Source organism: Bradyrhizobium sp. AS23.2 (genome assembly GCF_001908185.1).
In the GTDB taxonomy this organism is placed as follows: domain Bacteria; phylum Pseudomonadota; class Alphaproteobacteria; order Rhizobiales; family Xanthobacteraceae; genus Bradyrhizobium.
Genome location: NZ_LGHM01000035.1, coordinates 95,794 through 107,966 on the forward strand (window position 1 = coordinate 95,794; position 12,173 = coordinate 107,966).

The following is a 12,173-nucleotide window of genomic DNA, read 5'->3' on the forward strand; positions in this document are numbered from 1 at the left end:
GATGGAACCGCTTGTGCTAGGAACAGACGCTGATTTTGTGAGGGGGCAGGGCTGGTATGGACAAGCAGACGTTCGTGGAGAAGGCGCCTGCAGTTCGCTATCGCAACTTGCCGAGCCACAGCGCGGCGAGTGCTGAGCGATTCCGGACGCCGAACTTGGCGTAGATCGACTTGATGTGGAAATGCGTCGTGTTCGGACTTTGGTCGAGCTTCTGCGCGATCTGCTTTTCCGTGTATCCGTCGAGCAGCCCCAGCAGCACCCTTCGCTCGGCCGACGTCAGGGGCGAGTTGGCGATGAGCAGGCCGTGGCTGAGCAGTTGCTGCCGGTAGAACCATCTCAGCCCACGCATCACGAAGCCCAGAAGCTCGCTGTCCGGCGCAGAGAAGCGGGGTGCCTGCACATCGCGAAACACGAAGAGATGAATCCGCACATCGTCGTTGAGCGCGCAACGCACCGAGATGCTGTCGCCGTGGCCGACTTCGAGGTAGTGGCGCCGATAGTGCTCGCCTTCGAACCATTCGGGTGGCAGTGCCTCGAAGAGCAGGCGGGTGCGGAACGGCTCGTCCCCTGACACGGCCAGGGTCTGCGAGAGGTCGACGTTGGAGGACCAGAGCGTGTCGAACTGCTCCTGCACGGAAGCGGCCACCGCCGGTACCGGATGCAGGAGCCGAATCAAGCGTGGACGCCAGCCGAACAAAGGATCCTTTGGCGCGGGCGAAGGCAATCGCACAACAACGGCCCAGAGCGCATTCTGTGCTGCGACCATGGCACAGAGCCTGGTTAGCAAATGGATCAGTGCGGCATCGCCGTCACCAGCGGAGAACTCGGCCAGCCGATCCCAAAGTGCATAGACGTCGTCGATTGGTGGATTGGTGGAATCCGCAGATGGATGCATGTCGTCCCCAAAAAGAGTGAGCGGATCACCGATCTTCGGTGAGCATAAGAGAGATGGGACCACCTTTCTAGGTAGTACCCAAGCGCATCGAGGTGCTCGATATTCAGTGTGTAGGATCCAGGGTTCGGCGAGGACGCCGTTGCTGCCGCGGTCGTCGTCCGCGGCCTGCGATGCTTCGACCAGCGGCGCCCAGTTCGAGGCGCGCAGAAGGTCCGTGTCGGCAAGCACCAGGAGAATCAAAATCGCCAACACATCGAACTCACGCTTCATGCCAGCCTTCTGCGGCGGGTCATTCGCCCATAACGCACAGGCGGTGCCGCTGCACCACGCGCTGGTTGGTGGCCAGCAGCAACTGGACTGCGGTTTCGCTTCCCCAGCCGCGGTGTGATCCATCCGAGATGACCTTGCTCTCCATTCCGGTCCCCTGGGCGGCAGACTCAATGATCGCCTGGCTCTACATTATGACCAACGCGGCGCGCGTCTTCACCTATGTGCCGCAATTGATGGCGGTCTGGCGCAGCACAGACGGCGCACGCGACATCTCCCTGTTCACCTGGGGATCATGGGTCGTGGCCAACGCGACCGCTGTGGCCTACGGTACTTTCGTCATCTACGACCTGTTCTTCACGCTGATCGCGGTGCTCAACCTGGTGTGCTGTGCGGCGGTGACCGTGCTGGGCGCGCAGCGTCGGAGAGTGTTCCGGGCCGGTTGAAGTCGTTGCGCCGACGGGCACTGACAAACGGGTCATCGAGCAGCGCCTGCTGCGTCGCGCGGGATGGATGCTACCCAACGCCGTTCCTTCGAGCAGTTCCTGCCGCGGACGCCTGAGCGACGATACGTTGATGTCTTGCCGACCTTGCGAACAGCTTGAGGCTTCGGGGCGGCTTCCAGACAGGGTTGACGAGGCGTTAACGCCTCAGAGCGAAGCGGCCTGGAGAGGACGCAGGCCGCCATGGGCGCCGACGATCAGCGCGGCCGCCTCGCGCTGCGAGAACGTCCTCGAGCGCACATAGATACGGTAGTCGGCGGGGCCGTCGGTGGAGAGATAGATCACCGGACCGCCGTCGACCGGCTGCGCAGCGATCGCAATGAGGCGTGTCGCCGGATTGGCCTGGCAGGATTCCGGCTCGGAGCCGAGACCATCGTCGACCACGGCGAAGTCCGCGGCGTCCGCGTCGTCGGTGATCTGGACCCGCACCGTGGCCCGTGCCGGATCCTCGGTGAAGGCGACATGCACGCCGGCGGTCCAGAACAGGGAGGTCAACTCGACGGAGGTTTCGCCCAGCGCGATGCAGGGATGCGAGACCGATCCGATCTCGCTGCGGGCAAACACCGCTGCCGCCAGCAGGGGAACCACCGAGGCCAGGATCTTGAAACGCAACATGACACTCTACTCGCCGGGCCCCGGGACACGAGTTGGGCCTTATGGTTTGCAGAGCGTAAAGGAAACTCGTTACCGCCGGGTTGATGGACGGCGCGGTCACGCCATCTGGCGCACATCCTCCGCGAGTGCGCGGTAGGACAGCGCTTCGGCGAGATGCAGCCGGCCGATCTTGTCCGCGCCGTCGAGATCGGCGAGCGTGCGCGCCACCCGCAGCACGCGGTGATAGCCGCGGGCCGACAGCCGCATGGTCTCGGCGGCGTCGCGCAGCAACTTCTGGCCCTGCGCGTCGAGCTTTGCGATGTCTTCCAACACGGAGGCGGGTGCCTCGGCATTGGTGCGGACATGCGGCAGGCCCGCATCCGCGTAACGCGCAAGCTGGATATCGCGCGCCGCGGCCACGCGCGCGGCGACTTCGGCTGATCCTTCCGCTGGTGGAGGCAGGATCAAGTCGGCTGCGGTGACTGCTGGAACCTCGATGCGCAGGTCGATGCGATCCATCAGCGGGCCGGAGATGCGTGCCTGATAGTCGCCCGTGCAGCGGTCGATGCGGCCGCGCTTGCAGGCATAGCCGGGTTCGAATGCGTTGCCGCAGCGGCAGGGATTCATTGCCGCGATCAGCATGAAGCGCGCCGGATAGGTGACGCGGTGATTGGCGCGCGACACCGCGACCTCGCCGTTCTCCAGCGGCTGGCGCAGCGAATCCAGCACGCGCGGATCGAACTCGGGCAGCTCGTCGAGAAACAGCACGCCCTGATGCGCGAGCGAGATCTCGCCGGGCTTTGCGCGCATGCCGCCGCCGGTCAGCGCGGCCATGCTGGCGGAATGATGCGGCGAGCGGAACGGACGCCGCGCGGTCAGCGCGCCGCCCTCGATCTCGCCGGCGACGGAGGCGATCATCGAGACCTCCAGCAGCTCGCTCGGCGACAGCGGCGGCAGGATCGAGGGCAGGCGCGCTGCGAGCATAGACTTGCCAGCGCCGGGCGCACCGATCATCAGGATATGGTGGACAATTAAATTATCAAATGCTAATGAGTCCAGATGGTTATAGATCAACCAAAAGGTCTTCCCAAGGCCTATTCCTACGTCAGGATGTCCACGGACCTCCAGCTGAAGGGCGACAGCCTTCGCCGTCAGCGAGAGGCCTCCGCGAGATACGCCGAAAGACATGGCCTTGAGCTAGTCGAAGACTTCGAACTCCATGACATTGGGGTTTCTGCTTACAAGGGCAAAAATCTCGCATCAGGGGCTTTTGGACGGTTCCTGGAGGCGGTTCGGGAGGGCAAGATCGAGAAGGGATCATACCTGCTTGTCGAGTCATTCGACCGGATGAGCCGGCAGGAGCCCGTGGTGGCCCTCAAGCCCTTCATGGAGATCGTTGAGGCGGGCCTGATTCTGGTCACACTGGATGATGAGCGCGTTTTCAACGGCAAGATCAGCTTCGAAGACCTAATCATCTCGATCGCGAAGATGAGCCGGGCGAACGAGGAATCAGCCCGGAAGAGCGACCGTCTGTCACAGGCCTGGAAGGCAAAACGGGCCAGTATTGGTCAGAAGAAGCTCACGGCCCGTTGTCCGAGCTGGCTGCGTCTCACTGCAGACCGCACTGGCTTCGACGTGATCGAGGAGAGATCTGCGATCGTCCGCCGGATTTTCGACGAGGCTGCTTCCGGGATCGGCACGTTCACGATCGTCCGCCGACTGAACGAAGATGGCGTTCCGACCTTCACAGGCAAGGGAGGCTGGCAAAATTCGACGGTCAATAAAATCCTGAGCAGCGCAGCGGCGATTGGGACGTTCCAACCCAATCGCATGGAGGGTGGCAAACGAACGCCCGATGGCGAGCCGATCCGCAACTACTTCCCTCGTGTCGTCTCGCAGAAAGTCTTTGATACCGCGCAGCGCGACCGACTTTCACGCAGGACCAAGCCCGAGAACGGAAAGAAGGGCAGTGGAGGACCGAAAGGCAGGCACTTCACCAACCTGTTTTCGAAACTTGCAGTCTGCGACTACTGCGGGTCGCCGATGCACTACCAAAACAAGGGTGTGCCACCAAAGGGGCAGGCGTACCTTGTGTGTTCGAATGCGGTCCGAAATCTCGGCTGTGAAATGACCGGACGCTGGCGATATGATCAGTTCGAGACGATGTTCTTGCGTTTCGTGGAGAAGCTAGACTTGGCTTCCTTGGTCTCCTCCACCGAGCACGCCAGCAAGAAGACCGAGCTAGGTTCGCAGCTTGATGCAACGGAAGGAAGGATGAAGCTTCTTGAAGAGGAGCTTCGCCGTGCATTCGAGCTTGGCATGAAGATGCTCGATTTTAACAGCGAATTCTTGGCTGATAGGATCAAGAAACGCGAGCAGGAGTTCGCTGAGTCGAAAACCCTTGTGCAGCACCTTCGGGCTCAAATCGCGATCCTCGAACAGACGGAATTGACGTACTACCAGCACCCTGATCAGGTCGCGCGACTAATCGAGCGTGTACGGTCGAGCAGGGGCGGTGACGTCTACAAGCTTCGCGCGCAGATCGCTTCGAAGCTCCAGTCCCTAATTAGAGAACTGCGCCTAACGGTCTTCTCGGACAACCAACGGTTCGAGGTCGCTTTCCGTGATGGACACGCAATGACCTTGTTCGTCGATCCGGAGAACCCGACAAAGTTCATCCAGAAGGTCAGTGGCGCGGGACCGGATTTCGAGATGGTTACCGCTGATGGAGCGGTCATCCAATTGCCAGCCGACGAACCAGCGCTGGATGAGAAATAAAGATTCCCAACCAGGTCACTCAGAGAACTTAAATTCCCACGCCGGAAAAGTCGCGCTGTCGGGCCAGATGATTCTTGATGGTCAATGGTTAGAGCGACTTATTCCGCGCCGCTCAACAGCATAAGCGATCTTTTCCTGCGTTGCTCGGCCCGAACTGCCGTGGGCAATAATCGGCTCAAATTAAGTAAGCGCCTGCGGAGGTCTCAGATCTGCACGAGGCACCGAAGATTCGCCCCAAGAGCCGACCATTCGAATCTCGGATTGCTCCCAAGCGTTTGGCCGCCACCTTAGTCCCCCCGAGTGTTCGTAAGCGGCATTGACGCGTCGTGTATCCAAAGGCGACAATGGGAGCCTTGTCACAGCAGGCCGAATACGCCGGGAGAATTCATGCTGTACGACCCCAATGTGCTTAAAACAGTGCCCGATTGCCGCTTAGCGCTGAAACGGGCGACCCAAGCCGGCGAGGTCGACTTTGTAAAGCCGTTATATGTCCGGTTAGCCCAATTGGGCGGCGTAGGCTATTCGGATCCTCTGGAGGCTGCTTTTCATTCGCTCCTGGCAGTCTACGAGCAAACCTTGAAAAGGGGCCGAGCGAGCCGCGTGCGAAAGAAGCTCCATGATCTGGGCGGCGGGACGACTGCAGTCGAGCAAATTCTGATGGACTGGTGCCTCGCAAATAAAATGAGCTCCGGCTTCGAACGGTTGGTTAAGTTTGGGCTAAAAGATCGGGTAGGCGAATACATAGTAGGCATCGACTTTCCAGGCCGATTTTCCCCTGAGGTCGTTGAAGCCGCTCGCGCGAAGCTGATTAGGTATGAAATTGTAACTCCGGACGAGTTAACCCAGCTGATCGCTCGGCCGAGGAACTGAAGGTCGAGCCTCGCCAGTCTCGCGACTGAGGTAGTTCTTGACCGTCTGCGGATAGAACTTCCGCCCGGTCACCGTTGTGATTCCCGCATCGTTCAGGTGCCGCGCAATCTCGCTGTACGAACGCCGCAATACATCCGCATCCAATTTCGCCCTGAGTTGGGATGCAAATTCGTCAGCGGCCTTGCGGTTCTTCGCGGCCAAATACTGACCATTCAATCCAAGAATCTTTCCCCGTCGTTTTGCCTCAGCCAAGGCCGCTTTCGTTCGCTCGGAAATCAGTCGGCGTTCCTCTTGGGCCAGCGCAGCGAAAATATGCAGTTGGAAGTCAGTGGCGTTTGGCATTTCGGCGCAGACCAGCCCAATGCCTTGGTCAAGAATGCTCGCGATGAAGCTGACGCGTCGCGAGAAGCGGTCGAGGCGCGCGATTACGATTTTGGCGTTCTCGCGCCTAGCCAACTGAATTGCGCGCTGCAGCTCGATGCGAGAATCGTCCTTGCCTGACTGCACATCGCAAAATTCCGCAATTAGCGTTCCGGCTCTAGTGACGAAATCGGAAATCTTCCGATGCTGAGCCGCGAGTCCCAAGCCCGATTTACCTTGGCGTTCTGTGGAAACACGGAAGTAGGCGATGAATTTCGTCACGGTGCCCTCAAACCAGATGGTAGGCGCCGCCATCGACGAAACGCTCCTAACATACAACGCCTAGTCCGAGCCATCTGTTGGAGTTGCTCTGGGGCTGGCGGGTTAGCGTAGCCTCAAAAGGATTCAAGAACGTACGTAAGAGAACTTTAGCAGTTCGCGGCGTGGCCTGGATCTACTATGATCTCTGAAATTTTCGGAGCAATTGCGGCTGGGACCGACTTCGATTCGCTCCGGCTACGCGCTATTCGAATATAGACGGGAGAGGTAGTCTGTCGGAAATGTAGAGTGGGCTCGTTCCGTCGTGAGCCGTCAGCCATCGTTCATAGCTGGCGATTTCGGGCTCTCCAAGATTGATGGCGAATTCCTCTCCAAAGATGCACACGACGGCGTAAAGATCGAGCTGCCCGGGCTCGGGCAACGGTTCACATAGGATCGTGAATTCATGCAGGACCTGGTAGCCATCATCACCTTCCTGTTGGACATCGTCCTCACCGTAAATCCGCCGACGTGAGAAGGGCCATTTCTCCGGGCGATCGCCGACCCGCGCGAAATGCCGAAGCGGATCGAGCGCCGTCATATCGACGATCTTTTCATTCCACCCGTCAACCGGGAGAAGCCGCTCCGACAACACCTCCAGACCGATCTTGGCCAGGAACCGCGACATCAAGCGCGGATCAATTGCTTCGATGATCGGAATGTACACGGAACGAGCACGCCCCGTCAGAATGGCGTCAGTAAGAACATCCCGCTCCCGCTGATTGCTCCCTCCGAAAGTAAGCTTCGAGCCGTCCAGCCATACATCGGCTGACATACGGGCCCCCGGGACAACCCCTCGCATAGGGGGTATTAACCCGCGCTTGTTGGGCACCCATTGCCGTGAGCGGGCATGCCGAAACCATTGCGTATCCAGCAATGGCCCTTCGACCTTGCGCGCAAAATAGTTGTTACAGGTATCGCAGACGGCGCCGCGCGGAAGCACGTGATCGATATTTCCGAGGGACTCGGGAATAATATGCTCTATACTCCTACTTTTGGTTGAGTCCCGTTTGCAGAAGATACAGCGCATAAAGTCTGCCCGATGTTTTGCCGCCAGGTAATTGCCTATGAGGGATAACGGTATATCGCATAAGCCGGCGAGCCGCTTCATTTATCGCACCGAGATTGACCCCGCCGCCTTGTTGCAGCAATTCACGGCCATTCGCGCACTGGCCGATCGTGAAAAGGAAGCGCTGGGCTTCTTGCCGGAGGCGGCTTATCGCGACGCCATCATGCAGAAGCGGCTAAGGGTGATGCTGGCCCGCGAAAACGGCACGTCGCAGGTGGCCGGCTTTATCCTGTTTAGTGGTGTGTTTCCCAATGCCCGCATACAGGCCGTCGCGGTCAGCCCGGAGCATCGCCGCAGTGGCGTTGCGTCGGCGCTGGTCGGCGGGCTTGTGTCTCACCTTGAAAGCCGTGGATACATTGCGATAACCGCTGCCGTCGCCTCCGATCTTGCAACCGCACAAGCCTTTTACGAAAGCCGCGGCTTCATTGCCCGGCATGTTCGCAGCGGCGGCCAGGCACGGCAACGCCGTATCGTGTTGCGCTCGCGGGAGCTGGATACAGCGAACTTCTTCACGTTGATGGCGCCACCTGCCGTCTCCGGGCAGGGCGTTGTGAACCTGGGCCTTCGGCCGCGCAGTGCCTTTGAGGCACCTTTGTACCTCATCGATCTCAATGTCCTGTTCGACCTGGTAAAAGAGCGCGCGAGATCTGCGACGGCTAACCGGCTTTTCGGAGCGGCCCTTGCGCATCTCGTTCGCCTGGCGGTCGCGCCCGAATTCATCATCGAGCTCGAACGCACCTCGAAGGACCCTGGCAACGACACTCCCCTGAAGCTTGCGCGACAACTGCCGAAGCTGCCCGCCTTCCCGAAGGAAGATGTGGAGCCGCTGGCGACTGCGATCCACAAGACCGTATTCGTCGATACAAACCACGCGCAAGCCGGGACACGCCAGGCGCTTAGCGACGCGCGGCACCTTGCCGAAGCAGCTTTGATACGGGCATCCGGCTATATCACCAGTGACAATGCACTGCTGAATGCCCGCGACGATTTGCTGAAGCTCATCGGTGTGGACATTGCGGGCCTGGATGAATTCGTGGAGCTGTTACCCGCGGAGGAGCCGAACCGCGAGCGTGGCCAGCTCAAGGGTACGAAGTGCGAAACCAAAACAGCCACGAGTAGTGAAGCGAAAGTCTACCTTGCCTCCCAAAACGTCAGCGAGGGAGTGGTCGCCGAGTATCTTCCGTCGGCGGCGGCGTTCCAGCGGGCGAACACGCATGGAATCTTTGAGGATGGAGAGCTCGTGGCGATCGGGATTTACCGGGCGCCGGCAAGCGTCGATGCACCCGCCCGTATGCTGGTGCACGTCCGGCCCGATCACGTGTCCTCTGAGACCTTCGCGGAGCATCTCCTCGACGAAGCGATCCGGGATTCCTGTCATTCGGGTCCCGTCACCATTGAGCTAAGGGCCATTCCAGGGCAATCGACCGTCAACCGTGCAGCTAAGCTCCGAGGCTTTTTGTCTGCTGCCAATTCAGACATCTTGATCAAGGTCGCGTTAGGGCGCCCTCTCACGCCCTCGACTTGGACCACGATTGCACGCCAGACGCGCCGACGGACCGGCCTCGCCTTGCCCGAAGCCGTACCGCCTGCCAGTGCGGTTCAATCCGGCCTTTCCGTCCGAGGCGCCGATGGAAGCGATATCGCTGTTCAACTCGCCGCGCTGGAAGCCGCCCTCGCGCCAACCTTGATCGTGAGGCCCGGCCGGGATGGCGTCATTGTTCCAATCGCAAAATCATTCGCCGACGACCTGCTTGGTACGGCCGAGCAGCTTTACATGTTCGGCCGCCCAAACGCAGCCTTCGTCAGCCTGCGGACTTATTTTAATAGCCCACGGACCGCCCCGCTGATGCGGCCCGGCGTTCCCATTCTCTTCTACGAATCCAAGCGCTCCGGCGGCCGTGCGGCCATTGTGGCGGCTGGCCGGATCGTGGATGCCACTATCCTGCCCAAGCAACGCGTGTCCGATGAGCTCCTGCAGCGGGCCGTGGTCGAGGATCTCGAGCCATTGACGACATCATCGGACGTTCTGGCGACATCGTTCGACAGCCTAATTCGGTTCCCGAATCCCGTCACACTCGATACACTGAGGCAGCTCGGCGCCGACGGATCGTCGAACCTTCAAACAACAACTCCGCTGCCCAACGCCCAGTTGGCGGCGGTTCTCGATCGTGGATGGTCAAGTGCCTGAGGCAAGCGACGCAATCATTTCGATCCATCCCGGCTATGCGAATGCGATCCTGGATGGAACGAAGACGATAGAATTGCGACGCCGGATTCCTGAACTCGCTACTGGTACGCGGCTCTGGATTTATGCGACGCGCCCGACGGCGGCCGTAGTCGGGGTCGCAACGATCAGCGACGTCAACCGGGCGCATCCGCGTACGATCTGGCAGAAGCATCGGGGCGGCGCCGGCGTCGACCACGCCTCTTTCATGGAGTATTTTAATGGCACCCAAGAGGCGGTTGCGATCCTCTTAGCCGCGGTCAAGCGGGTTGGCCCGATCACGATTGAAGAACTGCGGGAAATCCGGGATCGCTTTCATCCACCGCAGGTCTTGCTGCGGCTAACGAACGCGGAAGCCGAGGCGCTCCAGCGGCTCGCCAAGAAATGACCGCCGCCGCCACTCCCATTGATTTCCGGTCACAGCGTGTGGGGGTGATATCGCCGAACCTTGCCCATGGCCTTGATTGGCCGCCGGACGCTGATCACGGCGATGCTGTCTGGCCCCTTGAGAGCGTGGCCAAGAAAGTCTCGCTTCTCTTCGACCGTATTTACCTCACCCACAATCTGGATGTGACCTGCGAAATCGTCGGTGGTTACGAGGAGAATACCGAAACGGCCACCTTGCGTTATCTCGTGAAGCGCGGATTTCTGTTATCCTCCTTCGTGAAGAAACCACCGCCCCGGGCCGTGAGCTCGCGCTAATACCCGAGACGAAACGGGCCTTTCCATCAAAAGAGCGCTGAGGATTCGCCCCTTGGAACCGGTGTAAGCAAGTCAGTCCAGGGGTACGTAGAATCAACGTGGGGCAAAAGAGGTGCCGCAAGTATCGAGTTCCGAGCGCGTGAACTTCAGAATTATTGCTTCCAGAGCCCTGGTCGCATAGTCATTACCTGCGTCGGCTTTCAGGCGCAGGGGGGGGGCGACTTTTGATTTCCGGCAATCTTTTCACGCGTGATTACCTAGCCGAAGGAATTGACGGCACGAGTGCTTGGAAGTCGTTGGACCCCGAAGCATACGACGCCCACAAAAAGAGATTGACTGGCCTGGCCAGAACCTTTTTGCAAAACAAAAGGCCGAGCGAAGCTGAGACGGAAAAGGACCTCATTTGGCCTATTCTGGAATCACTTGGCTTCAAGGACATGCTGGTCCAGCAGAACCTCTCGACTAAGGGTCGTAAACAAGTTCCCGACGCGCTTCTGTTTTCGGACAATCTCTCTAAGCAGAGAGCCGCCAAAGAAACGGATCATTGGAAGCGATATCAGTCGGGCATAGCCATTGTCGAAGCTAAGCGTTGGAACCGTTCGTTGGACCGCGCAGAGCGTCGCGAGAGTGAAGATGGTGTGCCCTCAACTCAAATGCTCCAATATCTTAGTAGGGTCGATGTTCAAACGAGCGGTCGATTGCGCTTTGGAATCCTGACCGATGGCAGGCGCTGGCGTTTGTATTTTCAAGGTGCTCTATCGGTTGCTGAGGACTTCTTCGAAGTTGACCTGGCAAAGGCACTCGAGTTGCCGGGCTTTGGCCTTGATCTGATCGATCGGGTCGATGAACGATTCGATCCGGAACGGACGCTGCGCCTCTTCATACTCATGTTTAGCAAGGCGGCCTTCTTGCCGTCGGAAGGCAATCGGACTTTCCATGAGATATCGCGTGAGGCCGGCAAGACGTGGGAGGAAAGGGTCGCAAAGGACCTCTCTCGCATCGTCTTCTCACAGCTGTTCCCCCGTCTCGTAGACGCTCTACCGCGGCATGACCAATCCAAGCCGAAGGGCATCGATCGTGAATACCTAGAAGAGGTGCGAAAAAACGCTCTAGTGTTGCTCTACAGGCTTCTATTCGTAGTCTACGCGGAAGACCGTGATCTGCTCCCGCGCTATCAGGAGAACTACAAACCCTATTCAGTAACGAAACTCCGGTTAGATATCGCCGCTAGCCGCGGGCAAGCCGTTTCCGACAAGGTTTCAACTTACTGGCCGAAGCTGCAAGCGATCTTCAATGCGATCTCCGAAGGCGATGATACGCTAGGCATTCCTCCTTACAACGGTGGTCTGTTTGCTAAAGAGACTGCCCCTCTGCTCCAGCGTGTCCAACTGTCGGATCGAGTAATTTCCGACGTTCTATACGGGCTATCCCATCAAGACGTAGATGGGCAGCCGAGATATATCAATTTTCGCGACCTATCAGTTCAGCAGCTAGGATCAATCTATGAGCGCATTCTTCAGTTTGGCCTAAAAGTCGACGATAACCAAATTATAGTCGATGCCGACGACGCCGCTCGTCACGAGTCGGGTAGCT

At 59.1% G+C, this 12,173-nt stretch carries 10 protein-coding genes and 3 pseudogenes; 7 read left to right on the forward strand and 6 right to left on the reverse strand.

Annotated elements, in window-relative coordinates; translation table 11 throughout:
* Positions 1 to 97 precede the first annotated feature (97 nt).
* The gene (locus AC630_RS08160; RefSeq protein ID WP_245330301.1) at positions 98 to 1,288 is read right to left on the reverse strand and encodes a helix-turn-helix transcriptional regulator; all 1,191 of its coding nucleotides are present in this window, start codon (positions 1,286 to 1,288) and stop codon (positions 98 to 100) included.
* Between the two features lie 5 nt (positions 1,289 to 1,293).
* Between AC630_RS08160 and AC630_RS08165 the strand changes: the two genes are divergently transcribed.
* On the forward strand, positions 1,294 to 1,608 hold the full coding sequence (locus AC630_RS08165; protein WP_143197900.1) for a hypothetical protein: 315 nt from the start codon (positions 1,294 to 1,296) through the stop codon (positions 1,606 to 1,608).
* Positions 1,609 to 1,812: 204 nt separating this feature from the next.
* Here the strand turns inward: AC630_RS08165 and AC630_RS08170 are convergent, their stop codons facing one another.
* Positions 1,813 to 2,280 (reverse strand): hypothetical protein, encoded by a 468-nt coding sequence (locus AC630_RS08170; RefSeq protein ID WP_074117976.1) that lies wholly within the window; start codon positions 2,278 to 2,280, stop codon positions 1,813 to 1,815.
* A 96-nt stretch (positions 2,281 to 2,376) separates the two neighbouring features.
* Positions 2,377 to 3,285, reverse strand: a pseudogene (locus AC630_RS08175) (YifB family Mg chelatase-like AAA ATPase); the annotation flags it as partial.
* Positions 3,286 to 3,318: 33 nt separating this feature from the next.
* On the opposite strand from AC630_RS08175, the gene AC630_RS08180 reads away from it, so the two are divergent.
* Complete coding sequence (locus AC630_RS08180) at positions 3,319 to 5,037, forward strand: recombinase family protein (protein ID WP_074117978.1); 1,719 nt, start codon at positions 3,319 to 3,321, stop codon at positions 5,035 to 5,037.
* Between the two features lie 387 nt (positions 5,038 to 5,424).
* Positions 5,425 to 5,907 carry a hypothetical protein gene (locus AC630_RS08185; protein ID WP_074117979.1) on the forward strand — a complete coding sequence of 161 codons (483 nt, stop codon included), beginning with the start codon at positions 5,425 to 5,427 and terminating at the stop codon, positions 5,905 to 5,907.
* Here AC630_RS08185 and AC630_RS08190 read toward each other — a convergent pair.
* The 3 genes and pseudogenes from AC630_RS08190 to AC630_RS48230 all read right to left on the reverse strand — a co-directional run.
* Positions 5,875 to 6,582, reverse strand: a complete 708-nt coding sequence (locus AC630_RS08190) for a recombinase family protein (protein ID WP_074117980.1) — start codon at positions 6,580 to 6,582, stop codon at positions 5,875 to 5,877. The genes AC630_RS08185 and AC630_RS08190 overlap by 33 nt on opposite strands.
* Before the next feature lie 208 nt (positions 6,583 to 6,790).
* Complete coding sequence (locus AC630_RS46775) at positions 6,791 to 7,360, reverse strand: hypothetical protein (protein WP_245330302.1); 570 nt, start codon at positions 7,358 to 7,360, stop codon at positions 6,791 to 6,793.
* 111 nt (positions 7,361 to 7,471) lie between these two features.
* A pseudogene (locus tag AC630_RS48230) lies at positions 7,472 to 7,696 on the reverse strand (HNH endonuclease); the annotation flags it as partial.
* On the opposite strand from AC630_RS48230, the gene AC630_RS08200 reads away from it, so the two are divergent.
* The 4 genes and pseudogenes from AC630_RS08200 to AC630_RS08215 all read left to right on the forward strand — a co-directional run.
* The gene (locus tag AC630_RS08200) at positions 7,653 to 9,842 is read left to right on the forward strand and encodes a GNAT family N-acetyltransferase (protein ID WP_074117982.1); all 2,190 of its coding nucleotides are present in this window, start codon (positions 7,653 to 7,655) and stop codon (positions 9,840 to 9,842) included. The pseudogene AC630_RS48230 and the gene AC630_RS08200 overlap by 44 nt on opposite strands.
* Positions 9,835 to 10,266, forward strand: a complete 432-nt coding sequence (locus AC630_RS08205; RefSeq protein WP_074117983.1) for an ASCH domain-containing protein — start codon at positions 9,835 to 9,837, stop codon at positions 10,264 to 10,266. The genes AC630_RS08200 and AC630_RS08205 overlap by 8 nt, the downstream gene beginning before the upstream one ends.
* Complete coding sequence (locus tag AC630_RS08210; RefSeq protein ID WP_143197901.1) at positions 10,263 to 10,580, forward strand: hypothetical protein; 318 nt, start codon at positions 10,263 to 10,265, stop codon at positions 10,578 to 10,580. The genes AC630_RS08205 and AC630_RS08210 overlap by 4 nt, the downstream gene beginning before the upstream one ends.
* 224 nt (positions 10,581 to 10,804) lie before the next feature.
* Positions 10,805 to 12,173: pseudogene (locus AC630_RS08215) on the forward strand (hypothetical protein); the annotation flags it as partial.